This is a genomic window from Arthrobacter sp. PTI12 (assembly GCF_056679915.1).
The window spans coordinates 3,263,186-3,287,536 of sequence record NZ_CM155256.1; the positions used below are offsets into that span (position 1 = coordinate 3,263,186).

General features: G+C 63.7%; 23 protein-coding genes. 13 read left to right on the forward strand and 10 right to left on the reverse strand.

Going from position 1 to position 24,351, the window contains the following annotated elements; translation table 11 throughout:
• The 4 genes from AC1MBU_RS15600 (at nucleotide 1) to AC1MBU_RS15615 (ending at nucleotide 2,181) form a co-directional block, all read left to right on the forward strand.
• Nucleotides 1–1,116, forward strand: coding sequence for an exonuclease domain-containing protein (locus AC1MBU_RS15600; RefSeq protein WP_479787913.1), 1,116 nt, complete (start codon nucleotides 1–3; stop codon nucleotides 1,114–1,116).
• Between the two features lie 270 nt (nucleotides 1,117–1,386).
• Nucleotides 1,387–1,635 (forward strand): type II toxin-antitoxin system Phd/YefM family antitoxin, encoded by a 249-nt coding sequence (locus AC1MBU_RS15605; RefSeq protein ID WP_277357439.1) that lies wholly within the window; start codon nucleotides 1,387–1,389, stop codon nucleotides 1,633–1,635.
• Nucleotides 1,632–1,901, forward strand: coding sequence for a type II toxin-antitoxin system RelE family toxin (locus tag AC1MBU_RS15610; RefSeq protein ID WP_277357440.1), 270 nt, complete (start codon nucleotides 1,632–1,634; stop codon nucleotides 1,899–1,901). The genes AC1MBU_RS15605 and AC1MBU_RS15610 overlap by 4 nt, the downstream gene beginning before the upstream one ends.
• Nucleotides 1,891–2,181, forward strand: coding sequence for a hypothetical protein (locus tag AC1MBU_RS15615; protein WP_277357441.1), 291 nt, complete (start codon nucleotides 1,891–1,893; stop codon nucleotides 2,179–2,181). Before AC1MBU_RS15610 ends, AC1MBU_RS15615 begins: the two co-directional genes overlap by 11 nt.
• A gap of 315 nt (nucleotides 2,182–2,496) precedes the next feature.
• On the opposite strand, the gene AC1MBU_RS15620 is transcribed toward AC1MBU_RS15615, so the two are convergent.
• On the reverse strand, nucleotides 2,497–2,640 hold the full coding sequence (locus AC1MBU_RS15620; protein WP_479787914.1) for a hypothetical protein: 144 nt from the start codon (nucleotides 2,638–2,640) through the stop codon (nucleotides 2,497–2,499).
• 10 nt (nucleotides 2,641–2,650) lie between these two features.
• Here AC1MBU_RS15620 and AC1MBU_RS15625 point away from each other — a divergent pair, with 10 nt between their 5' ends.
• Entirely contained in the window at nucleotides 2,651–3,154 is a 504-nt protein-coding gene (locus AC1MBU_RS15625; RefSeq protein ID WP_479787916.1) for an ankyrin repeat domain-containing protein, read from the forward strand.
• A 26-nt stretch (nucleotides 3,155–3,180) separates the two neighbouring features.
• Here AC1MBU_RS15625 and AC1MBU_RS15630 read toward each other — a convergent pair whose 3' ends face one another.
• On the reverse strand, nucleotides 3,181–4,479 hold the full coding sequence (locus AC1MBU_RS15630; protein ID WP_346027397.1) for an ATP-binding protein: 1,299 nt from the start codon (nucleotides 4,477–4,479) through the stop codon (nucleotides 3,181–3,183).
• 392 nt (nucleotides 4,480–4,871) lie between these two features.
• Here AC1MBU_RS15630 and AC1MBU_RS15635 point away from each other — a divergent pair, with 392 nt between their 5' ends.
• On the forward strand, nucleotides 4,872–5,363 hold the full coding sequence (locus tag AC1MBU_RS15635) for a hypothetical protein (protein WP_479787918.1): 492 nt from the start codon (nucleotides 4,872–4,874) through the stop codon (nucleotides 5,361–5,363).
• 69 nt (nucleotides 5,364–5,432) lie between these two features.
• Nucleotides 5,433–7,073, forward strand: a complete 1,641-nt coding sequence (locus tag AC1MBU_RS15640; protein WP_479787921.1) for an HNH endonuclease signature motif containing protein — start codon at nucleotides 5,433–5,435, stop codon at nucleotides 7,071–7,073.
• Between the two features lie 40 nt (nucleotides 7,074–7,113).
• On the opposite strand, the gene AC1MBU_RS15645 is transcribed toward AC1MBU_RS15640, so the two are convergent.
• The 7 genes from AC1MBU_RS15645 to AC1MBU_RS15675 form a co-directional block, all read right to left on the reverse strand.
• The gene (locus AC1MBU_RS15645) at nucleotides 7,114–10,134 is read right to left on the reverse strand and encodes an alpha-mannosidase (RefSeq protein ID WP_479787923.1); all 3,021 of its coding nucleotides are present in this window, start codon (nucleotides 10,132–10,134) and stop codon (nucleotides 7,114–7,116) included.
• Between the two features lie 4 nt (nucleotides 10,135–10,138).
• Nucleotides 10,139–11,047: a carbohydrate ABC transporter permease gene (locus AC1MBU_RS15650; protein WP_277357447.1), complete on the reverse strand. Its 909-nt coding sequence runs from the start codon at nucleotides 11,045–11,047 to the stop codon at nucleotides 10,139–10,141.
• Nucleotides 11,044–11,898, reverse strand: coding sequence for a carbohydrate ABC transporter permease (locus AC1MBU_RS15655; protein WP_479787924.1), 855 nt, complete (start codon nucleotides 11,896–11,898; stop codon nucleotides 11,044–11,046). The genes AC1MBU_RS15650 and AC1MBU_RS15655 overlap by 4 nt, the downstream gene beginning before the upstream one ends.
• Nucleotides 11,899–12,020: 122 nt before the next feature.
• Entirely contained in the window at nucleotides 12,021–13,382 is a 1,362-nt protein-coding gene (locus AC1MBU_RS15660) for an extracellular solute-binding protein (protein WP_479787926.1), read from the reverse strand.
• A 175-nt stretch (nucleotides 13,383–13,557) separates the two neighbouring features.
• Complete coding sequence (locus AC1MBU_RS15665) at nucleotides 13,558–14,148, reverse strand: DUF305 domain-containing protein (protein ID WP_479789814.1); 591 nt, start codon at nucleotides 14,146–14,148, stop codon at nucleotides 13,558–13,560.
• A 20-nt stretch (nucleotides 14,149–14,168) separates the two neighbouring features.
• On the reverse strand, nucleotides 14,169–16,220 hold the full coding sequence (locus AC1MBU_RS15670) for a heavy metal translocating P-type ATPase (protein ID WP_479789815.1): 2,052 nt from the start codon (nucleotides 16,218–16,220) through the stop codon (nucleotides 14,169–14,171).
• A gap of 337 nt (nucleotides 16,221–16,557) precedes the next feature.
• Nucleotides 16,558–17,754 (reverse strand): ROK family protein, encoded by a 1,197-nt coding sequence (locus tag AC1MBU_RS15675; RefSeq protein ID WP_277357449.1) that lies wholly within the window; start codon nucleotides 17,752–17,754, stop codon nucleotides 16,558–16,560.
• Between the two features lie 160 nt (nucleotides 17,755–17,914).
• On the opposite strand from AC1MBU_RS15675, the gene AC1MBU_RS15680 reads away from it, so the two are divergent.
• Together AC1MBU_RS15680 and AC1MBU_RS15685 are read left to right on the forward strand one after the other, a co-directional pair.
• Nucleotides 17,915–19,567, forward strand: a complete 1,653-nt coding sequence (locus tag AC1MBU_RS15680; protein WP_479787927.1) for a sensor histidine kinase — start codon at nucleotides 17,915–17,917, stop codon at nucleotides 19,565–19,567.
• A gap of 12 nt (nucleotides 19,568–19,579) precedes the next feature.
• Nucleotides 19,580–20,365: a response regulator transcription factor gene (locus tag AC1MBU_RS15685; protein ID WP_346027416.1), complete on the forward strand. Its 786-nt coding sequence runs from the start codon at nucleotides 19,580–19,582 to the stop codon at nucleotides 20,363–20,365.
• Here AC1MBU_RS15685 and AC1MBU_RS15690 read toward each other — a convergent pair.
• On the reverse strand, nucleotides 20,319–20,915 hold the full coding sequence (locus AC1MBU_RS15690) for a hypothetical protein (protein ID WP_479787929.1): 597 nt from the start codon (nucleotides 20,913–20,915) through the stop codon (nucleotides 20,319–20,321). The two genes, AC1MBU_RS15685 and AC1MBU_RS15690, sit on opposite strands and share 47 nt — an antisense overlap.
• Nucleotides 20,916–21,072: 157 nt before the next feature.
• On the opposite strand from AC1MBU_RS15690, the gene AC1MBU_RS15695 reads away from it, so the two are divergent.
• From AC1MBU_RS15695 to AC1MBU_RS15710, 4 genes are all read left to right on the forward strand, one after another.
• Nucleotides 21,073–21,735, forward strand: a complete 663-nt coding sequence (locus tag AC1MBU_RS15695; RefSeq protein ID WP_479787930.1) for a GntR family transcriptional regulator — start codon at nucleotides 21,073–21,075, stop codon at nucleotides 21,733–21,735.
• A 223-nt stretch (nucleotides 21,736–21,958) separates the two neighbouring features.
• Nucleotides 21,959–22,687, forward strand: coding sequence for an SDR family NAD(P)-dependent oxidoreductase (locus tag AC1MBU_RS15700; protein ID WP_479787932.1), 729 nt, complete (start codon nucleotides 21,959–21,961; stop codon nucleotides 22,685–22,687).
• Nucleotides 22,680–23,273: a carboxymuconolactone decarboxylase family protein gene (locus tag AC1MBU_RS15705; protein WP_277357454.1), complete on the forward strand. Its 594-nt coding sequence runs from the start codon at nucleotides 22,680–22,682 to the stop codon at nucleotides 23,271–23,273. Before AC1MBU_RS15700 ends, AC1MBU_RS15705 begins: the two co-directional genes overlap by 8 nt.
• 62 nt (nucleotides 23,274–23,335) lie before the next feature.
• Nucleotides 23,336–24,346 carry a TAXI family TRAP transporter solute-binding subunit gene (locus AC1MBU_RS15710; protein ID WP_346027420.1) on the forward strand — a complete coding sequence of 337 codons (1,011 nt, stop codon included), beginning with the start codon at nucleotides 23,336–23,338 and terminating at the stop codon, nucleotides 24,344–24,346.
• The last annotated feature ends 5 nt before the right edge of the window (nucleotides 24,347–24,351 follow it).

Genomic DNA, 24,351 nt, shown 5'->3' on the forward strand with positions numbered 1-24,351 from the left:
TTGCTTCTGCCAGGCTCCGCAACGTGTGGTGTTGAAGTCCTGCCCTTCGACGAGTGTCACCGTGGGACGGCCGCCACCAGGGATGTCGTTCTTGCAGCGCCCTCGTTTGACGAGCTCATCCCGACTCTTACCCATGTTCTCGCCGGAAGCGTCCTCGTCGCTCACAACCTCTCCTTCGACTCCCGCTTTCTTGCGCACGAGTTCGCATCCGCAGGTACACCTCTCCCTACCGGCTACTTGAGCGGACTATGCACCATGCGGCTGGCACACACCTACCTTCCGGGCGCCGGCCGTGCACTCCGCGATTGCTGTGACTCATTCGGCATCGAAACAGGTAGATCACACAGCGCGGGCGACGATGCCTTTGCGGCAGCTCAGCTACTTGGCCGTTACATCGATCTCGACCGCGAGTTACAGCTGTGGGACGACCACCTCCATACCGGTGCCAGCCTGAAATGGCAGTCGTACGGCACCTTCCCTCCGATTGCGCCCGTACTGCGTCGACCCATCGACTTCGTGGAACCTCACTTCCTCGCCCGAATCTCCCAGCGTCTGCCTGAATACAGCGGTCCGCACGAACACGAACAGTACTTGGCCCTCCTCGACCGCGCACTGCTGGACCGGCATCTGTCAGCAACGGAAGGAAGCGCTCTGGTCGACCTCGCCCATGAACTCGGAGTCGCCCGTGAAACCGTACGCGACCTGCACCGACACTACGTTCATACTCTCGTCGAAGCAGCTTGGGGTGACGGAGTCATCACCGAGGACGAAGAACACGACCTCGGACTGGTTGCCAAGCTTTTGGACGTCCCTCAGGAAATCGTCGCAGAAGGACTCGACACCCGCCCATCAGCTCCTGCTGCAATTTTCGAGCGACGGAATGGGCTCGAACTTGGAGACACCATCGTTCTGACGGGCCAGATGCAACGTGATCGCGCCGAGTTGGAACAGCTGATTATCGACGCAGGCTACACGCCTCACTCCGGAGTGACGAAGAAGGTGAAGCTCGTCGTCGCTGCTGATCCTGACAGCCTGTCGGGCAAAGCGCGCAAAGCGCGAGACTATGGCATTCCGGTGGTGAGCGAAGACTATCTGTTGCAACTGATTGGAGCATGATTGTGCAAGACAAATTGAGTTGGCCCGGTTTGGGCATGGTGAACCGGTAGGCCATCGGGGTGGTCGTTACATCTGGCAGCTTTCTAACTCGACGAATCTTCTCATCTCGTGGTTGCCCGTATCCGACCGACCGGCCTCGACTGTCGAAGACGAGCTTCTTCTGGATGAGTTCTTCCTAATCCATGGGCAACTGCCCTTCGCCAATCTCAGGCGCTGAGAGAGTTGGGCGCTAATATGTACATCGCTGATCTCGAAACGTACATTTAGATTATGACCACCGTCAGCGTGACGAACGCACGAGCGCATCTCCCCGAACTGATCGAGGACGCGCAAAACGGCGCCGTTTTCCTTGAACGACGCGGGAAGCTTGAAGCAGTGATGATCAGCCCACAACACTATGAGCGCATGGTGGAAGCGCTCGAGGACAGCGAAGACATTGAGGCGTTCGACGCTGCAATGGCTGAGGAAGGGGAGAACATTCCCTGGGACCAGGTCAAGGCCGACCTCGGCTGGACATGACCCGTTACCGCGTCGAGTTACGTCCCGCCGCTGTAAAAGCCCTCCGCCGCGTGGACCATAAGGACCGCGGCCGAATACAGGGAGCCATCGCCCTTCTCAGCGAAGACCCCCGGCCTCCTGCCGCCCGGGCGCTTCAGGGAAGGCCCGGCATGCGCGTAAGAGTAGGCGACTACCGCATTATCTACACCATTGAGGATGACATCCTGTTGATCGTCGTCGTCACTCTTGGCCATCGCAAGGACGTCTACCGCGGACGTGTCGACTAGCAGTTCGGAGCCCAAGCGACGATACGACGCCGTTGCTCACCTTGGCCGGTTGCGTCGGGATGTGCCGGCCTTGGCTTCCGGAGGACTGTGGTGGGTGTATGCGCAGGGCGATGTGCTGGTGTACGTCCGTGAGCATACTTCGGCATCGGTATTGGTGATGGCTTCACGCTCGGGGTTTGAGAGCGTTTCGCTTCCGTCGGACCTGCTCGGTGGTCTTCCGCGGCGACGGGCTCGGGATTGGGCTGTGGCTGTTGCCGGCGGTTCGGTTCCTTCCGCGTGACCCGGTGTGAGCCTTCCGCACCCGATACCCCCAGAAACGGCCGGCCCGAGCCCAAAAACTGCCCGCAGGCGCAAGCCCGCCGGTTCGAAGCGGCGACCCTGCACCTACGGGCAGTTTTTGCCGGGGCACTTGAGTGACGTCCGGATCATGGCGCGAGTATGCTAGAGCGCATGGGAATGGTCCCCACGAAGTTCTGGCGTAACCCCTCGGTGACCTCACGGAAGGCTTCCCGGTGAGGGCCTCCGTGCCGGCCACTGTTCTGGGCCTCCTGCTACTGCTGACCGGCTGCACCGGCAACGGCGGCGAAGTGACCGGTCAGACGCAACAGACGCCTTCCGGGTCCGCGTCTTCACCCAGCCCGTCGAGTTCACCGAGCACGTCGAGCACGTCACCGGGAGCCGTGGCGTCTGCTCCTGAGGTACCGCCGAGCAGCCCACCGGCTACTCCTAAGTCGCTCACTCCCGAAGAATTGATCGCGCTCAATCAGAACCTGATCAACGCCGCCTGGGACAACAACGTCGCCGAAGCCAGCCGACTCATCGAGGCCGGTGCTGACGTCAACTACGAGGACGAGACTCAACAGAGCGCTTTCCTCATCGCAGCGAGTGAGGGCTACCTCGAGCTGCTGGAGCTGACCTTGAGCAACGGTGCGGACGTCCACGCGCTCGACAGTTTCAACGGCACCGCTCTGATCCGCGCCGCGGAGCGTGGCCACGCGGACGTGGTGCGTAGGCTGCTGGAGACCGATGTGGACGTTAACCACGTCAATAACCTGGGCTGGACCGCATTGAACGAGGCGATTATCTTCGGCGATGGCTCGCCCCGATACGTGGAGACCGTGCAGCTGCTCGTCGACGGCGGTGCCGATGTGAGGTCTCCCTCCCAGGGTGATGGTCAGACGCCTTTGCAGCAAGCCACTTCTCTGGGCTTCGAAGAGGTCGCTGCCGTTCTGCGCACAGCGGTGGAACAGTAGAGCGCAGGCTCGGTCGTCGTCGTTCCTCACACCCGCCCGAGGACGTCGATATCCTCCAGGAATTGCCGGTGCACCTCTTCGCTCACGGTGGTCCGCGTGTCCTCGATCGCGTCCAGGTAGTCCTGGGTGGCCGGACCCTTGGTGGCTCCCTCCGTGGCTCCACCTCCACCGTTGCCATAGACCGCCTTCTCCAGCGCCCGTTGGGAAGCGCTCCGCGCGGCGTATTCAATGTCTGCTGGAGTGAACCCATCGGTGCGCCGCACCAGGAGGGGCACATCGACGTCGTTCACCACTGAGGTAGGAATGAAACGCTGCCACATTGCCTCGCGCGCCTGCTGATCCGGAAGTCCGATGGGGATGACGTAGTCGAAGCGTCCGTGGCGCAGGAACGCGGAGTCCAGGGTGCGGATGAAGTTCGTGGCACAGATGAGAAGCCTGCCGGGCTGTTCACGGAAGGCCGGAATGATCTTCAACAACTCGTTGGTGACGCCCTGCAGCGGAGACGGCGGCTCACCCGACCGATGCGAGGCAATTTCCTCGACCTCATCGATGAAAACGACCGCGTGCTCAAGCTCCGCGACCTCCAAGAACGTTTCTCGCAAGGCTCCCGCGAGTCCCTTGGAATCGGAAGCCAGCCGCGAGGGGAATATCTCCACGAAAGGCCATTCAAGCCGTGAGGAAATTGCTTTCGCGAAAGTCGTCTTGCCGGTGCCCGGCGGACCAAAGAGAACGACGGCGCGTGGAGGCACTACCCCGAATTCGTCAGCCAGATCCGCTTTCGCCAGGGGCAACACCAGGCGCCGCTCCAACAGTTCCTTCTCCTTGCGCATCCCGGAAACGTTCTCCCACAGGCCGCGTGCAAGTACCCTGCCTCCCAGTGAACTCAGCGGTTCGAGCTCCTGCCGCTGAACCGGAATTTTCCGCTCGAGATAGCGCAGGTTCTGTTTCAGGCTGAAACCCCGGGCAAGGAATGCTCCCACCCGAGTTTCAGCTTCCGGCATCAGCGCCGACAGCTTGTTCAAGCCGTGTGGCGCCATACGGGTTTCGACGCCGGCGAGCAGCGCCGTTCCGATTCCGCTGCTGCGATACTCAGGCAGGACGGCCAGAAAAACGATCCACCCCTGATCATGCGCTGCCCTCCCGACGGCGGCGCCGATCACTTGATCGCCCTCCACCGCGACAACGGCATAATCCTTCTCGCACGATGCCAACACTTCCGAAAGCGCATAGACGGATTCGGCGCTTGCAGCTTTGGCAGACTCCCAGAGGTGCAGTATTCCGTCCAGATCGGTGGTGTGAAAGTCGCGGACTCGCCACTTGGTCATGATGCACCTTCCTTGGTGGAGGCAACGCGTACCTATACTCTCCAGCACGATGACGCCATCTGCTGGTGAAATTTCGAAGATGAAGTCGTCTTTCTTCGCGAGCTGACTATGACGGGCGATTAGGGTGCCTTGGACCGGGCACAGCCTGCACCCCGGTCGTTCAGACTACTCTTGACGCCGAACTTGCCGCCGGGTGACCATAAAGCATCATTTCTCCTGGGTCTCCTTATTGATGGCGGTCATTCATGTCCTGGGACTTTCTCCAAACGCACTGGAGCTCTCGCCTGGCCGGGCCCTCCGCTCTGGCCGGCGGAGCCTTGGGCTCACTCGCGATAGTCCTCCACTCCCTCCAACCGAGCGGCTGCGTCGGAAGTGAGTGCGGCGCTCAATCGATGCGGACTGCGTCCGGTCTTGTTACCGGTCTTGGTTCTGTTGCGGCCATCCTCGTTCTCATTGGGATCATTGGGTTGACCTTCAGGGCACGTCTATCCGGACGTCCGCCGAGGCTCATGCACATCGGGCTGGGATCCGCCGCCCTGGGCTTTCTGGTGCTGCTTGCAGCGGTCTTTCTCCAGGCCGCGTTCTTCGATGGTGACTTTTCCGGCATGCCCTACTTCGTCGTCGTCGGCATGGTGGCGCTCATTATCGGGTTTGTGCTGATCGGCATCTTCACCCTCCGCTCAGGAGTGCTGCCGCGGTGGATCGGCGTCTTCCTTGTGGTGAGCAGCGCACTGCTGCTGGTGGCAAACGAACAGACCTCAGCAGTCCTGTTTGCCGTTCCGTTCCAGCTCGCGATCGCGTCGGCAGGCTACGTCATGTGGACGGCAGACAGGCGGGAACGTAAGTCTTCGCATCCCGGATCGCTGCGTGTGAAAGCACGGTGAAGGGCGGCTTCTTCCGGCTCTTTAGGCATCGATCCAAGAATGTCAGAGCCGGATGATTAGCTGTTTTCTATGGGAATCAGGATGTGGGAGACGCTCGAGGAAGCCGATGGGCTGACTCGCGAAGAAGCGTACGAGCGCGTTCTCGATGCCGCCTACGCTGAGGCGGACCAGCGCTGGTGGGACCTGCATCCCGGCCAGTCCTTTTCGCTGGATTGGGATGATGAATTCGACGACGGCGAATCCGAGGCCCGTTCCCGCGCCGCCGTGGACTCAGCATCGGCGTACCAACTGGTTGGCCGGTTGCAGAACATTCGGTCGTCAGAGTCCCGGCGGTCGCGGTCCATCGCTGACAGTCTCGACCTACTCCGGGCAGCACAGCGGTTGGCGTCCTGGGCCGCAGCCAGACAGGCCGTACTGATCGCTGATGTCTTCGACCATATTCGCGCAATTGACGGCACCGCTTTGGGGAAGCCCGGGGAGGGTGGCACCTCTCCGGATCTGAGCTTCACCATGGCGGCTGAGGAAATCGCCCCGTTGCTGCGGGTGCCGGGAAGGGCAGCGCAACAAATGCTCGGTGAAGCGCTGCGTTTGAGGGAAGACCTACCGGGAACGTGGGAGGCGCTTGACGACGGCACCATCAGCCCCACTCAGGCGCAGGTCATCGTTCAGGAATCGCAATGCATTCCGGCAGAGGCCACGGCCGGGTTTGAGGATGCGGTCCTGGAAACGGCCGGCGCGCTGACGCGCCCCAAGCTCGTCCGGCGCTGCAGGCAGCTCCGCGAGAAACTGCATCCCGAGTCGATCATCGAACGGAAAACCCGTGAGGTGAAAGATCGCCGCGTTGCAGTGGAGCCTGAGCAGGACGGTATGGCCTGGCTCAGCGCCTATCTTCCCGCGGAGCAGGCACACGGGATCTTCAACCGTGTGGACGCCGCGGCCCGCTCCTTGCAGGGTCGCGACGAGGCCCGCACTCTGTCACAGTTGCGTGCGGATGTGTTCGCTGATGTCCTGACCCATACTTGCGCCGGAGACCCGAAGAAGGGCACAGGCTTCCGCGGTGTAGGAGCCACAGTGTTTGTCACAGTTCCCGTGATGACACTGCTCGGTCACACTCGCGCTGACTGGCAGGATCTTTCCGGCGCACGCGGCACCGACTTCGATGAAAGCGCGGCGGTGAACTTACCCGCTGACGCTGTGGAGGCTGTTACGCAAGAAGCCCATGCAGGAGCGCCACGCGTTGCCGGCGCGCTCGCCATCGAGGGCGCCGCCCCGGATCTCGAGGGCTGTGAGAACGGCTACCTCGATGGATACGGGCCCATTGACCCCGAAACGGCCCGGAACCTCGCCGCGCACGCACCGAGTTTCACCAGAATCCTCGTCCACCCTGAAACGGGCGCGGTGCTCAGCGTCGGCAGAGACAGATACCGGCCACCGAAACACCTTCAGGATTGGGTGAGAATCACCAACCCGACCTGTATTCATCCGGGGTGCAACCGGTCGTCGTGGTCCTGCGAAATCGACCACATCATCCCCTGGGCACACGGCGGGCAAACGTCGCTGACTAATCTCGGGCCTCGGTGTAAACGACACCACATGATGAAAACCGAGGGCCTCTGGTCTATCGGGCAGGACGACTCCGGCACACTCAACGTCACGTCGCTCGGTGGTGAGACCTACGTCGAACCGCCCGAACTACCGCCACCGTTCTAGCGGAGAATGCACGACGCCCTCGTCAGCCCCCAATACAGGCCTACCGCCGAAACCGCAGCGTCACCAACTGGAAGGGTCGCAGCGAGAGAGCAACACCGCCGTCGTCGGTGTTCAGGAAGTCCGCCGAAACCGGACGCTCCAACAGGTCCGTGACCTCCACGGACGAATACTCAAAGCCGGCCGAAAGCACCACCGAAGCCCGCCCTCCGAACGCCTCATACAGCCGCACCACAACATCACCGCTCCGGTCCTCGGCAAGTTTCACCGCCTCCACGACCACCGCTGGATTGGACACAGTCATTACCGGCTCAACAGTTGAAGACCCCACGCCGGCCACCGTACGCACCGGCAGATTCAATCGATAGCCCTCCGCAACCGCCTCAGCAATTCCGGACGAGGGCCGCAGCGAAAATTGGAAGGTATGCGCTCCCTGGTCAGCCTGCGGGTCCGGAAACAGCGGCCCCCTCAGCAGTGATGCACGCACCAGTGTATGTGGAACACCGGACGGCGACTCCGCCCGGGTGACGTCATAGCCGTACGTCGAATCATTCGCCAGCGACACCCCAAACTCGGGCTCCCCCACGTGGACCCAGCGGTGCGCCACCGTCTCAAACCGCGCAGCATCCCAGGACGTGTTCGTGGCCGTCGGTCGCTGGATATGCCCGAACTGGATCTCCGACGCCGCACGATCAGCCAGCACATCCACCGGGAACGCGAGTTTGAGGAGCTTTTGCTGCTCATGCCAGTCAACCTCGATCGACAGGTTCACCGCGGTGCCGTCAGCACTCAACGAAATCCGCTGAACCAGCCGCGACTTCCCGAACACCCGCTCCACCCGCAACACGGAACCGACCGCATCAACGGACGCCGCCTCGGTCAGCTCGGTGATATTGAACTTGTAATGCTCATCGATATCCCAGGCGTCCCACTGATTCGGCGTATCCCGGAACAGCTGGAACACGTTGGCGCTCGTGCCCGCGGGGATGACTTCCCGCCCGCCGGACGCACTCAAGCCGTCAACCACCAAGGAGGTGAACAACCCGTTCTCATCAACCGTCAGCCGCAGGGATTCGCTTTCCAACACCCACGAGGACCCCTCGCGTGCCGGTTCATAAACAGCCGACGACGACGGCGCTGCACCTCCCAGCGCAGGCACACCCTCCACGCGATAGGGGCCAGCATTCAGCGCGGCTGTCGCTGATCCGTCGCCCAGCAGCGCCTCCAACGCCGCGGCAATCAGCGACTCCAGCGAAGCCGTGACCGCCGCATAGTTCCGCTCGGCCTCCTCATGGACCCAGGCAATCGAGGATCCCGGCAGGATGTCGTGGAACTGTTGCAACAGCACCGTATGCCAGGCGGTTTCCAGCTCGTCGTAGGGATACGCAAAACCTGAACGGACCGCAGCAAGCGTGCACCACAGCTCAGCCTCACGCAGCAGGTGTTCACAGCGACGGTTGCCTCGCTTGGTCCGCGCCTGCGAGGTGTACGTGCCGCGGTGGAACTCAAGGTACAGCTCACCGGACCATACCGGTGCATCCGGATACTCGGCGGCTGCCTCCGAGAAGAACCGTGCAGGAGAAGACAGCGTCACAGTCGGCGACCCCTCGAGGGAAGCGGCGCGGGCAGCAGCGGCGAGCATCTCCCGGGTGGGTCCGCCACCGCCGTCGCCCCAGCCGAACGGGACCAGCGAGGCGTTGGCGGCGCCCTTCTCCCGGTAGTTCCGCTGGGCGCGGGCAAGATCGGGTCCGCTGAGATCCGAGTTGTAGGTGTCCACCGGCGGGAAGTGCGTGAAGACCCTCGTGCCGTCAATGCCCTCCCAGTTGAAGGACGAATGCGGGAACAGGTTCGTCTCGTTCCACGAAATCTTCTGGGTGAGGAAGTACTGCGACCCCGCCGCGCGGACAATCTGCGGCAGCGCAGCCGAGTACCCGAAGGAATCCGGCAACCACACCTCCAGCGGCTCCACGCCAAAGTTTTCGAGGAAGAAACGCTTACCGGCAACAAACTGCCGCGCAAGCGCCTCACCGCCCGGCATATTGGTATCCGACTCCACCCACATGCCGCCGGCCGGCGCAAACTGCCCGGACAGGACCTTCTCCGCGACCCGCTCGAACAGGTCTGGGTAGGACGACTTGAGCCACGCGTACTGCTGCGCCGAGGAGGCGGCAAACACGAAGTCCGGATTGTGGTCCATCAGCTCAAGCACGTTGGAGAACGTCCGCGCCACCTTGCGCACTGTCTCCCGGACCGGCCAGAGCCAGGCGCTGTCGATATGCGCATGGCCCACCGCGTGCAGCCGGTGCGCACTCGCGTGCGCAGGCGCAGCCAGCACCGCAGCCAGACACGCGCGGCCCGCCGATGCTGTCCCGGAGATATCCGTTGGGTCGACGGCGTTGACCGCCTTCTCCAGTGCGCGCAGGATTTCGTGCCGGCGCGGCAGGTCAACCGCCAGCTCATGCATGAGTCCGTTCAGCGTCCAGACATCCTGGCCCAGCTCCCATGCCTCGCGGTCGAACAGCGCCACCTCCGCCCGGCGGAACGTGTATAGCGGATCCGAACCTGCGGTGGACAGCGACCCCAACGGCGTGGGCTGGTAAGTGAACCCGTCAATGACGTTGGGGTTGGACGCCGCCTCAACATAGAACTCGACGGCGGTGCCCGGCGCCGCGTCCAGCGGAACCCACATGTTCAGCGGCTCCAGTGCCTTGATCACCCGGCCGTCCGGCGCGTACACCAGCCCCTCGGCCTGAAAGCCCGGCATGATCGTCGAGAATCCGAGGTCAATCACGGCCTCAAGCTGTTGCCCGGAAGAGACAGACCACTCCTCCGGCACGGTCGCGGTGAAGCGGAACCAGGTGGTCCCCCACGGTCGCCCCCACATGGAGCCCACAACGAACGGCTCGAACTGCTCGGCGACGACGGAAGAAAACGGCACCGGCTCCCCCGGCGCCTGCCACGCGGAGACCTCGAGCGGCACCGAGACCGGCCAGACCGCAGGGGTCAGCCGCTCGGCAAGGAACCGGGCGATTCGCGCCTCGACCAGGAGTCGATTGTCATGCATGAAGCTAACCTTTCAGGGCGCCGGACATGGCAAAGGAGCCACCGAACACACGCGAAACGAGGATGTACAGGACAATCACGGGCAGTGCATAGAGGATCGAGAATGCGGCCAGCTGCCCGTACGCGACCGTCCCGAACTGCCCGAAGAACCGGAAAATACTTACCGCTGCGGGCTGGTTTTCCTGCGAGAACAGCAGGATGAACGGCACAAAAAAGTTCCCCCACGCCTGAATGAACACGAAGATGAACACGACGCCGAGTCCCGGCCGCATCAGCGGCACCACAATGTGCCACAGCGCTTTCATGGCGGACGCGCCATCTACCCACGCCGCTTCCTCGAGTGACACCGGCACTGAATCCATGAAGTTCTTGGTCATCCAGATGGCCATCGGCAGGGACGTCGCGGCGAGGAAAAACGTGGTCGCGGCGAGTGAATCCAGCAGGTTCAGCTGCACAAACAGGCTGTACACCGGGACCATGATGGCCGTGATCGGCAGGCAGGTACCAAAGAGCACCGTGTAGAGGAACGGTCGGTTGAACCGGGTGTTGAAGCGGGACAGCGGGTAGGCGGCCAACACTGCGGCGATCACGGTCAGCGCCGCCGATCCACCGGACAGGATGAAGCTGTTCCACAGCGGCACAAACGTCTGTTCCGGCGTCAGAATGGCGGTGAAATTGGCCAGCGAGAAGGACGCCGGCAGGGCAGTCTCGTACGTCGCTTCAGCATCGAATGACGCCAGCACCAGCCAGCTCAGCGGCACCACGAAACACAGGGCGATTACGGCCAGAACAACACTGGCGCTCCAGCTGGGCGCCCCGCGGCGCAGGCTGCGGGCACCCTGGCGGACGCTGCGGGACCGCTGCGAATCCGGGGGCGCCGCCGTCGTCGTCGTACTGGAAACCGGCCCGCTCATGAGGGTTTCCTCTCGCGCAGCAGGCGGATGTACGCGAGGGAGAACGCGGCGCCGATGATCAGCATGACCACCGCGATCGCCGTGCCGTAGCCGATGTCGCTGTAACGGAAGGCTTCCTCGTACGCCATGATCGGCAGGGTGGTGCTCCGGTTGGTGGGCCCGCCGGCGGTCATCACGTAGATCAGCGTGAACACGGCGAGGGTCTGCAGCGTAATCAGCATCAGGTTGGTGGCGATGCTGCGCCGGATCATCGGCACCGTGACGAAGACCAGCGACTTGGCGCCGCTCGCGCCGTCGATCTCCGCGGCCTCCGTAATCTCCTTCGGCACGTCATTGAGCGCCGCCTGGTAGACCATCATCGAGAACGCGGTCCCCCGCCAGATGTTGGCGAGAATAATGGCGAGCATCGGATGCTCAAAGAGCCAGTCCACCGCCGGCAAGCTCGCAAAGCCGGTGATTTGATTCAGCGTCCCGTCCCGGAAGAAGAACGCGTACGCAACGAACGCTGCCACAATTTCCGGCAGTACCCACGCTGCCACCACACACACGCCGACGACGGCGGCAACCGCCTTGTGTGCCCGCTGCATGAGCAGCGCGAGGCCGAGTCCAAGGAAGTTCTGCCCGATCACGGCCGACACCAACACAAAGACAACGGTGAGCAGCAGTGACTGCGGAAAGAGCGGGTCGGCAAAGAGGGTGGTGTAGTTCTCCAGGCCGATCCACTCGGGGTTCTTCGCGTTGGGGCCGGTCAGGGCGGCGTTGGTGAAGGACCCGTAGAAGGACCAGATGATCGGCCCCGCCAGGAAGACCCCGATGAGGATGATTGCCGGCGCGAGGGGTATGAGCTTCAACGCCGACGCCAGGGAGCGGGAGGCCCGTCCGTTACGCTCCCGCTCCTGGCTGTTGTTCCCGCTGCCGCCGCGGCGCGCGGCGCCGGAGGACGAACCGCGGGAAGTGACCGTGGAGGAGATGGCTACTCCTCGACGACGTTCTCTTCGCCGACGATGGCCTTCAGAGCCTCGTCGTACGTTGCTGCCGCTTCCTCGGGAGTGGCTCCTCCGGTGATGACGGCTTCGGTGGCTTCCTGAACCGCGGTCGAAATCTCGGCATAATTCGAGGTTGCAGGCCGGTAGTTCGTAACATCAAGCACCGCCGAGACATCCGCCACGAACGGGTTCGCGTCAAGGTACTCGGGCGCTTCGGCGATATCCGTACGCACAGCGATCTGCGAGCTGTCCACCGTGTACTGCAGGAGGTTTTCCTGGCTCATGGCGGTGGTGAGGAACTCGAACGCCAGGTCCGGATTCTCCGCACCCGCACCGACTGCCAGGGTCCAGCCGCCGGACATGCTCGTGGCGCCGGGCTCCTGGCCGTTCTGGGTGGGGAACGGCGCAACGCCCATCACGTCCGCGTATTCCGGCCACTCGAACATGCCGCCTTCCTGCCAGAACGACGGCGCATAGGAACCTTCCACTGTGGCTGCCATCTGGTTTTCCGGCAGCATGGTGCCGAGGACTACCTGCCACACGTTGGGATCGAGGGCCTCGGCCGGGGTAACGGCGTATTCCTCGTCATAGAGAGTCTTCAGGAACGCCAGCGAATCGACGAAGCCCTGGGATCCGGCAATCCACTTCGACGACTCGTCATCATAGAGACCGCCGCTTTCAGTGCCGTAGAGCAGCTCGTAGAAGCTCTGCATGACGGTGCCCTCACCGGTGCCCGTTCCCGCGTACATGCTGAACGGCCGTGAATCAGGCTGCGCTTCCTTGACGGTACGAGCCATCTCGAGGAGGTCATCCCATGATTCGGGCTGCCAGGGAACCTCGATCCCGGCGTCCTGGAGCACCTGCTTGTTGTACCAGATGACCCGGGTGTCGGTGCCAAGCGGCACCGCGTAGGTGCCGCCGTCGTCCGCCTTTCCTGCTTCCTTTGCGCGCTCATTGAAGGCATCCCACTCATCCCAGCCGGCTAGGTGTTCGTCGAGATTGAGCAGGTACCCGGCCTCAACATCGGAGCGGAGGCGAAAGGTGTCCTCATAGAAGACGTCCGGAGCGGTGTCAGGCGAGCGCTGCGAGAGCGCAAGGCGGGTGTTGTAGTCCTCATCAGTGCCCTCGACCGGCTCAAGTTCCACGGTGACGCCCTCATTGGCGGCCTCGAACTGTTCCTTGGTGGTCTGCATGAGGGTGTCCAGCGGAGAGGCCTCGCCGGCCTTCTGATAGATGATCCGCAGGGTGTTGTCCGTGGCCTCCTCCTCTCCGCCGCCGCCTGCGCAGCCGCTGAGGACGAGGAGCGCGGCAACCGCCGCTGCTGGGAGGGTTCGAGAGGCGCCGCGCATGGTTTCTCCTTTGAAACTTAGGCATCGGGAGACTTCCGATACCGGAAATAGTACATCGAGTGGATTTAACCCACAATCCCCCGGTTGAATGAGCAGGACACGCCCCTCATGGCCAACCAATCAGGGTGTGTCCTGCCAAATCAACGGTGGTGGAAACCAGCCTAGAGCCTGCCGCCTACAGTTCCGCGAGCAACTCCTTCATCTCCTCGATTTCCGCCTCCTGCGTTTCGACGATGTCTTCGGCGAGCGCAATGGCCTCAGGGTTCTCGCCGTTCTCGATTTCCTCCTGTGCCATGTCCACGGCTCCGTTGTGGTGATCGGTCATGGACTCGAGGAACATGCGCGCTGCCTCCTCGCCCTCGGCGGCCTCAAGCTCGCCCATCTGGTCCTCGCTCAGCATGCCGTCCATGCCGTCCTCGCCGTCAGCAGATTCCATGTGGTGGCCCTCAACCGGCTCTCCCCAGGCATCGAGCCAGCCTGTCATCGTCTCGATTTCGGGCGCCTGGGCGTCCTTGACCTGGGTGGCCAGCTCGGTGATCTCGGGGCTGAGGCCGTCCTTGGCGAGAACGACGTCGCTCATCTGAACCGCCTGCTCATGGTGGGGAATCATCATCTGCGCGAACATGACGTCGGCGTCGTTATGCTCCCCGGACACCTCACTGCCGGATGAGCCGGCTGCCGATTCACCCGGATCGGCAGCCCCACAGCCGACAAGCATGACGACGGCGGCAACACCGAGCGCTGTAAGGGATAGGTAACGCTTCATGATGGTCTGATCCTTCTGGTTCATTGGGTGATGCGGTCTGGGTTGAGGTCGATCCTGCGCAGCAGCTGCGCATTCAGCGCAACCACAATGGTGGAGACGCTCATCAGCACGGCCCCGGCGGCGGGCGAGAGCACGATGCCCGCAAAGGCGAGCACTCCCGCAGCCAGCGGAACGGCGAGGACGTTGTAGCCGGTGGCCCAGACGAGGTTCTGAATCATTTTCCGGTAGCTGGCCCGGGACAGGTCGATCATCGCCAGCACCGAGCGGGGATCATTTCCCGCCAGCACGACGCCGGCAGATTCCATTGCGACGTCGGTGCCCGCACCGATCGCAATCCCCACTTCCGAACGGGCCAGCGCAGGAGCGTCATTCACGCCGTCGCCGACCATGGCCACCTTGAGCCCGCGTGACTGCAGCTCGGCTACCTTGGAGTCTTTATCCTGCGGCAGCACGTCAGCGAAGACCTCATCGATGCCCAACTCGGCACCGACGGCCTCAGCCACCTGGCGCGCGTCTCCGGTGATCATTGCAACCTTGACTCCGCGATCCTGCAGCGCCTTCACGGCCGCCCGGGACTCATCCCGTACCCGATCCTCAAGCCGGAGCGCACCAATGATGGCACCGTCCCGGACCACGTGCAGCACCGAAGCGCCGCGGCCCATCCATTCGGAGACGGCGCCGCTCAGGTCCGGCGGCGTCTCGAGGGAGAGTTCCCGGAGCAGGTTGGGGCCGCCGACAGCGATCTGGTAACCGTTGACTACCGCCTGCACTCCCCGTCCCGTCATTGACGAGAACCCGGCGCCGCGGAAACCGAAGGCTACGGCGTCAGGATTGTCCGCCGCCGCCTGCACAATGGCACGGGCCACCGGGTGCTCGCTGTCGGATTCGGCAGCGCCTGCCAGGGCCAGCAGTTCGGCCTCTGCAACACCGCCGGTGGCGGCGGCAGCGGTCACCGCGTGACGGCCTTCAGTGAGCGTGCCCGTCTTGTCGAACAGCACGACGTCGATGGTCCGCATCCGCTCCAGCGCCATCCGGTTCTTGATCAGTACACCGCTCTTGGCCGCGCGCTCCGTGGAGATGGCAATGACCAGCGGAATCGCCAGGCCGAGGGCGTGCGGGCAGGCGATCACCAGCACGGTCACGGTCCGGATCACCGCGTCATTCGGGCTGCCGAGCAGCAGCCAGGCGATGAACGTGAGGATGCCCGCGATCAGCGCGAAGTAGAACAGCAGCGCCGCCGCACGGTCCGCGAGTGCCTGCGCCTTGGAGGAGGACGCCTGCGCCTCTGCGACCAGGCGCTGGATCCCGGCCAGCGTGGTGTCCGAGCCGACGGCGGTGACCCGCACCCGCACGGCGTTGTCCGTTGCGACCGTGCCGGCAACCACCGTCTCGCCGACGGCGCGGGAGACCGTGCGCGACTCGCCGGTGATCATCGACTCATCGAACTCGGCGGCGCCGTCGACGATGTCGCCGTCGGCCGGAACGCGGGCACCGGAGCGGACCAGGACTATATCGCCGTTAGCGAGCGAGCTGACCGGCACAGTCTCGATACCGGTGTCGGTCACTTTGTCCGCCTCATCCGGCAGGAGTGCTGCCAGAGCGTCGAGGGCGCCGGCGGCTGAGCCGAGGGCACGCATTTCCATCCAGTGCCCCAGCAGCATGATCACCACCAGCAGAGCGAGTTCCCACCAGAAATCGAGGTTGAAGTTACCGATCCCAAGCGTGGTGATCCAGGACGCGATGAAGGCAACGCTGATGGCCATGGCAATCAGCAGCATCATGCCGGGCTGACGGGACTTCAGCTCGGAAATACCACCCTTGAGGAACGGTGCGCCGCCGTAAAAGAAGATGACCGTGCCCAGGATCGGCGAAATCCATAGGGCGCCAGGGAAGTCAGGGAGCGTGTAGCCGACGATCTCGGCGAACATGTGGCTGAACAGGACAACGGGAACGGCCAGGATCAGGCTGATCCAGAACCGGTTCTTGAACATAGCGGTGGAGTGCCCGGCATGCTGGCCATGCGTATGCACTTCGGAATCGGCGTGGGAGGAATGTGTCTGGTTTTCCGGCATTTCGTGGTCCGCGACCTGCGAGTCTGCGTGACCTGAAGTCTGGTGTTTCATGATGATTCCCTTTGGCCCTCGAGAAAAGCCTTCCGAGGGACCTGGAAAGTCAGGCGTTGATGGAGGAATGTTTGGCCTGCCGCTGCACATGAACCGAACGTGGCGACGGCCGCATCGAATGACCTTCAAGGAGTATGCGGCCCGGTAAGCGGGCTCGGACTTCCTGACTCCGGTACCAGTAAAGTATACCCCCAGGGGGTATCTGTCAACCCCGGAAGTTTTGCGCACCTACGGCGACTTCCACGGCATGCGAAGTCGCCGGAGGTGCGCAAAAATCAAGGGGGAACTAGCGCGCCAGCATCAACCGCTCGGCCCGTGGACCCAGCGTCCGCTCAAGCATGAGGCAGGCGGCTCCGACGGCCGCAACGTCGTCGCCGATCCCGGTGGAAACCACCTCCACCGGATGGATACTCCGCGCAGCCCGGAAGTCCAATAACGACGACGGCACCACCTCCAGGTACCGGTTCGCCAACGGCGCCCAGAACGGCCCGCCGAAGACCACGCGGTCGACGTCGAGCACGTTGGCGAGGACCGACACAGCGCGGGCCGTGCGCACGGCAGCAGTGGTGATGATGTCGCAGGCGATCCTGTCCCCCGCCTCCGCCGCTGCACACAACCGCACGAGCCCGTCTGCCACATCGCCGCTGCGGTGCCGCTCCGTGCTCAGCACGCCGGCACGCTCGGCTTCGCGCACGAGCGACTGCGGATCACACGTCACCGCAATGCAGCCGCGCATCCCGCAGGCGCACTCGGGGCCGTTGGGGTCCGTGACGATGTGCCCGATCTCCCCGGCATTGCCTGAGGTTCCGCGCAGCACCTCACCGTCCACCACTATGCCGCTGCCGATACCCGTGCCGATATAGACGAAGACGAAGCTCTGCGTGCTCCCGTGGCCGCCGCCCCAGATCTCCGCAACCGCTGCCGCCGTCACATCCTTCTCGACGAAGACCGGCATCTCGGTGGCCTCCGCGAGCGCATCCCGCAGCGGAACACGGTGCCAGCCCATCAGGAGGGGAGGGTCGACGACGGCGCCCGCCGGCTGATCGATCGGCCCCGGAGGTGCCACCCCGATTCCCTCGATGCGGGTCTGGTCCACGGATGATTCGGCGAGCAGGGCGCGTACCTCACCGGCAATCGCGTCGATGATCTGGCCCGGCTCGGTGCCAAGCGGCGTATCTCGAACCCGGCGGTGCAGCACCACCCCCATCAGGTCCATCAGCACCACCGTCATCAGCGCAGGGTCCAGGTGCACGCCGACGGCGTACCGGCCGGAGGGATTGATGCGCAGGATGGTCCGCGGCTTGCCCGGTCCGCTGCCGGATTTGCCGGCCTCTACGATCAGTTCCTCGGAGAGCAGGCGCCGGGTGATGTTGGAGACGGCCTGCGGAGACAGCCCGATCAGCTCCACCAGCTCAACCCTGCTCAGGCCCTCGCTGGACCGGCGGACGGCATCGAGAATGACACTCTGGTTGAAGTCCCCCATGCGGGGAAGATTGGTGCCACGGCGCACGATCAGGCCTTTCGTCAGGGCGGCTGATGCACGATCCTACCGTTCCCCGTCAGCGGGACAACCGGCACATCGCTAGACTCGGCAGAACCTGCTGTACCAACGGTCTGCAATTTTGAACACAAGGGGACGAGTCTTGCGCGCAACCAGCGAGATCACTACTGCCGGGGGCACTGCCCTGGTGGTTGACTCGGACATCGACCTGCTCAACCAGATTGCCGGCGGCCTGCGCAGCGCCGGTTTCACCGTCGCCGCGCACAACACAGTCAACCCGGCCATCGAGGCGGCGCGGGAGCTCACGGCTGATGTCGCCGTCGTCGGTGCGGACATTGCACTGGAGTATCTGGCGACCATCGCCAAGGAAGCCGACCACCTGCTGCCGCGGAATATCCCGGTGGTGCTGACAGCGAAGTCGGCCGAGCAGGTGACGTCCCATCCCGAGCTGGCGATGCGCTCCAGCGATTACCTGCTGCTGCCGATTGCCTCCGAGGAGCTGCTGCACCGGGTCAATACCGCGATCCACCGTAACCGGCTTCGCGAAGAACGGCGGAATGAATCGGCGTTCCTGCGGGACCGGGTGCGGCGCATCTCCGACGACATCCGCCAGACCAACGAACCAGCGGACATGGTTGAACTGGCCTTGCAGGGAATCGGTGAAGCACTCGGCGCTGAGGACGTGACCCTTCATACCTTTGACGACGCCCGGGTTTCCTACGGTGGTGCCCGCTGGCAGCGCGGTGTCGGAAGCGCTCAACCGAATGACGTCAGTGAATTACTGGATGAACTGTGGGTGCTCGGGACTGAGCTGTGGCGTACCTCGGGTTCCCTCGCAGTGATCGCCGGGCAGCTCACTGAGGTTCCGGAGACGCTGCCCAAAATTCACGCCAGAATGGAGGGTTTCGACAGCAGCGGCCTGCTGCTGCCGATCGGCGAGGGCGCTACGCCGTTCGGCGTCGTGTGGATCGTCGCTGACCGCGGTGCGCGCAAGTGGTCGGGCGCCGAGATCGCCCTGCTGCAACACCTGCTCGGAAACCTTGCCCACGGGATGATCCAGGGCCAGCTGATCGTCGGCCAGCAGCAGGTGGTGGACAGGCTGCGCGAACTCGACGCGGCCAAGAACGGTTTCGTGGCTACGGTGCACCACGAGCTGCGAACTCCTCTCTCCTCGATCCTCGGGTACGTTGAGCTACTGCAGGACGGCGACGGCGGTGAGCTGCCCGCGCCGGCGGGGAAGATGCTGGAGATCATCGAGCGCAACGGTCAGCGCCTGAGCAGCCTGGTGGAGAACGTCCTTGCGCTGTCAGTGCTCGACGCCGGTACTGAGCTCGGCGACGCGTCGATTGGCCTGGTTCATCTGCTTGAGACGGTCACCGCCGACCTGCTGCCGCTCGCTACCAGAAAGAACGTCTCGATTCAGGTCCTGCCTACTGATCAGGCGCTGTATGTGAACGGCATGTGGGCGCTGCTCGAGCGCGCTTTTGTGAATGTGCTGTCCAACGCCGTGAAATTCAGTCCCGACGGCGGGAAGGTCACCGTGAGCCTCGCAACCGAGAACGGGGCAGTGCAGGTGACGGTCGAAGACGCAGGCATGGGTATTCCAGCAGACGAGCTCCCCCAGCTGCTGACCCGCTTCTACCGCGCGACCAACTCGGTGGCCACAGAGATTCCCGGTACTGGGCTGGGCCTGTCGATAGCTGCCGAAGCGGTGGAACGGCACGGCGGATCGCTGGTCATCCAGTCCGAGCTGGGCGAAGGAACCACGGTGGTCATCGAGTTGCCGCGATCATGAAAGGTTCATCCCATGGGTACTGACTCCTTCGAACGCACGGCCGTGGTGGTGGAGGATGATCCCGACATCCGCGAGCTCCTGGTGCTCACGCTTTCGATGGTGGGGTTCAACATCATCGAAACTGCGAGTGGAAGAGAAGCACTCGCCCTGGTGCGGGAACATAAACCGGACCTGGTGACCCTGGACCTGAACCTGCCGGATCTTGACGGCATGGAGGTCTGCCGCCAGCTGCGGCCGGAGACCGATGCCTACATTGTGATGATTACGGCCCGCGTCGAAGAAATTGAGCGGGTATTGGGCCTGGAGATCGGGGCAGACGACTTCATTATCAAGCCGTTCAGTCCGCGCGAGGTGCGGGCGAGGGTTGCGGCGATGTTCCGCCGTCCGCGGTCCTTCGTTGACGGCGGGTCGGGGTCACGGGAGGCTGTGTCACGCGACGCGGTGTCACGGGACGCGGCTGGAACTGAAGCCGCAGCGGGCAGCGCAGTTGACGGCGTCGTCGTTCATGGAAGTCTCTCGGTCGATGTTGAGGGAAGGGTGGCTCGGCTTGGGGGTGAGGAGCTGCCGCTGACCAAGATTGAGTTCGATCTGCTCGCAACGCTCATCACCGGATCCCGCCGGGTGTGGACCCGGGAGACCCTGCTTGAGCGTGTGTGGGGTGAGGGGTGGACGGACGATCATCACCTCGTAGAAGTGCACATCCGGAACCTCCGGAAGAAGCTCGGCGAGGACACCCGCGAGCCCCGGTTCATCAAGACTGTTCGGGGCGTGGGCTACCGAATGATCCCGGTGGAGTAGCACCTGGTGCGGGTGGCGCGTCCTCCGGCCCTGACAGCAACATGAGGAACCGCTCGGCTTCACCCGCGAGTGCCGGCAGGCAGCTCATTTCGCGGCCGCCGCGGAAGTCGGACAAGCACCGGTCCGCGACGTACTGCAGTCTCGGTGCTCCGACCATGGTGGCGCCAACGTTGAGGCTCAGGAGCGTACCCTCGGCGTCTTCGAGGTTCTTGGAGCTCTTTGACCGAAGATCCGCCTCAAGGTCCCGGATGCGCTTGGGCAGGAGCCGGGCAAAGTTGTCCCGGTAGCGGAGGGCATCGGCGAGGGTCGCCAGTTCCTCACCCAGTTGTGTGATGACCTCGGGACGGTGCACCGGCAGGTTTGCGGGAACACAGTTCTCAAGTGCTTCAGTCGATGCCGCCCCGGTCTGTGTGGGCACGGCGGATACTGCCGAGGTTCGTTTGTTCTTCAGCCAGGCCACCGCAGCACTTGCTCCCAACCCGTCAAAGAAGTCGACCTCCGGGCCGGCGAACGGTCCGGTCCGGAGGAGTCTGCCTCCACTGTGACCCATCCAGATCAAGCCACTATGCCCTTTTGGCCGAAGCTTTCCTCAAGAATGGTCAGATCCAGAGCAATCCGGACCTGCTGCTGTGTTGAACTAGAGTCGTCAGGAATGCGGCGACGTGAAGCTGTAGTGAAGTCAGCGGGAGCAGAGGGAGGACGCGTAGATGGCCGGCACATCGCCCAAGCGGCCCCCCACCGCGCAGGCCTTCGCCCTCGCCGAGCTGCGCCGCATGATCATCGCCGGTGAGGTCCAGCCCGGCGAGCCGCTGCGGCAGGACGCCCTCGCCGAACGGCTTGGCGTCAGCAGGGTTCCGCTGCGCGAGGCGTTCAAGATCCTCGAGGGCGAGGGGCAGATCGTTTACGAACCACACCGCGGGTTCAAGGTTGCCCGGCTCTCCCTCGCGGACCTCCTTGAGACGTACCGCATCCGGCAGCTCCTTGAGACTGAAGCTGCGTACGCCGCAGTGAAGCGCGCCGACGGCTCGGTGCTGCAGGCGATGAAAGACGCGGCGCGCGAAGTCGAGGCAGCCAGCGCTGCAGCGGACATCCTGCCGATGACCGAAGCCAACCGCCGGTTTCACTTTGTGCTGCTTTCCGCCTCGGGGATGCCGCGGCTCGACCGGCTCATCCAGGTCCTCTGGGACGCCACTGATACCTACCGGTTTGTCTACTACGGCGTTCCGACCAACCGCCACCTCGTCGAGGAAGAGCACAACCTCATCATCGATGCTTTCGCTGACCGGGATGCCGACCGGCTGGTCAAACACCTGGATGATCACCGCGACCACGCCGTCAACGCGCTCCGGAAGTTCCTCGACGCAAAGTAAGAATCCGGGCCGGATACGCGAGTGTTCGTGGGGCCAAAACGGCCCCGGCTCAGTAACATGTCACACTCTCGTAACACTCCTCCGAACCCCTCCCGCAACGAAGTTACCTCTGATAACTTCTCCTGTGTGACCGGGGTTACATTCCGTCCCGTTTTTGTATACAATCTCCAATAGCGCTTATTTCGATGACACCAACAACGACGACGCAAAGGGATCGCATTTCGTGGAGAACTGGCTAGGACTCACCGATCGGCGCGTGCTGATTGCAGGAGCCGGCGGCATTGGTGAAGCCTGCGCGGCTGCCTTCACCGAGGCTGGCGCCCGCGTGGTCGTCGCCGATATTGACGAGTCACGCCTGACGGCCCACGAGAACGGCCTCACCGCAGACTTCTCCACCGCCGAAGGCTGCGAGAACGCTGTACAGGCAACGGTCGAAGTACTCGGCGGCATCGACATCCTCCTCCACGCGGTCGGCATGAACCAGCGGGTCCCGGTCCTCGACACTGCGGACGAGGACTGGCAGCGCACCCTCGACATCAACCTCTCGAGCGCCTTCCGCCTCGGCAAATCCGCGGGCAAGCACATGGTCAGCGCAGGCTGGGGCCGCCAGATCTACTGCTCTTCAGTCTCGGGCCTCCTCGCCCATCCCGATCACGCCTCTTACGCGGCCAGCAAGGGCGGCATCAATCAGATGATGCGCGTCATGGCCCGCGAATGGGCCTCCAGCGGCGTGACCGTGAACGCCATAGCGCCCGGATACACCGAAACGGATCTCACCCGCACCCACCTGGACAAGCCGGGCGTCCGCGAACACTACACCTCGCTGGTTCCCGCCGGGCGGCTCGGCAGTGTCGATGACCTCACCGGCCCCGTGCTCTTCCTCGCCTCCGAGCAGGCCTCCTTTGTCACCGGGCATGTCCTCTACGTGGACGGAGGGCGGACCCTTGTCTAACCACTTCCCCCTCCTGAAGCCCGCGGACCTGTCACCGGACCAGCAGGACCTCTACGAGAAGATCACTGCCGGCCCGCGCGCCAACGGTCCGTTCCGGATCATGCACGACGACGGCACCCTCGCCGGCCCGTTCAACGCCCTCCTATTCGCACCGGCAATCGGCAACGCGGTCCAGGAACTCGGCGCCGCGCTTCGATTCGGCGGCGAACTCCCCGACCGCACCCGGGAACTGGTGATCTGCGCTGTCGCGGCAGCCCTCAATTCCGAGTATGAGTGGTACGCGCACAGCCGGGCGGCCGTCGTCGTCGGCGTTTCAGCGGAGGAACTGAGCCAACTGCAAGCAGGCAGCGTCCCGGCGAGCGTCTCCGACAGCGAGGCTGCCGCCCTCGAGCTCACCCGCGAACTGGTGACGGAAGCCGGAGTGAATGAAACCATCCGCGCCACCGCACAGAAGCACTTCGGGCACAGCGGGCTCACCGAAATTTCAGTCCTCGTAGGGTACTACCGCACCCTCGCCGGACTGCTTGCCGTGGCTGACGTCCCAGCCCCGGCTGACACCGCTCCAGAGGAGGGGCACCAGCAGTGAAGATCACACCCATGAAAATCAACACCGCACCAAAAACCCAACACATATCAAGGGAGATATCCATGACCAGCACCTCGAACAAGGTCCGCGGATCGCGCATCGCTGCCGCCGCACTCCTTGCACCGGCACTGTTCCTGAGCGCCTGCGGAAGCCCGGCACCCAGCGGAGGGGGTGACGGCGGCGGCGCGGACAGCGGCGAAGGCGGCACCCTGTCCATCGCAACCGGCGGCACCGGCGGCGTCTACTACCCGCTGGGCGGCGGTTTCGCGACCGTCATCCGCGAGAACGTTGAGGGTTACGACGCCACGGTCCAGGAGACCAACGCGTCCGTAGACAACATCCTGCTGCTCGAAAGCGGGGCCGCTGACCTTGCCCTTGCCGTGGGTGACGTCGTTGCGGATGCCGTTGAAGGCGTCAATGACTTCGAGGGCAAGGCCCAGGAGATCTGCTCGCTCGGCAACGTCTACAACAACTTCCTGCAGCCCGTCACGGTTGAGGGCACCGGAATCCAGAGTGTCGAGGACATGAAGGGCAAGGTCGTCTCCGTGGGAGCACCGGGTTCGGCTACCGAGGTTGCCGCAATCCGTACCCTGGAGGCAGCCGGACTGGATCCCGAAGCTGACATCGACCGCCGCCAGCTCGGGGTTGCCGAAACAGTGGCAGCCCTGCGTGACGGCACCATCGACGCCGGTTTCTGGTCAGGCGGCCTGCCCACCGGTGCGCTGATCGACCTCGCGGCCGACGGCGACATGGTGATCGTGCCCATCGGAGAGTACGCAGCTCCGATGGCCGAGGAATACGGCGAGTACTACGTCGAGCAGGAAATCCCCGCCGAAACCTACGAGGGACAGACCGAGCCGATCTCCGTGATCGCCTCGCCGAACATCCTTGTTGCTCCGTCCAGCATGGATGAGCAGCTCCAGGAGGACATCACCACCGCCCTCTTCGAAAACAAGGACCAGCTCATCCAGGTGCACCCCGCCGCGGAAGAGATGGACGCCGCCACCGCCGGTGACGTGCCCTTCGTCGAGACCTGCCCAGGCGCCCAGGCGTACTACGACCAGGCCGGCTGAGGCTG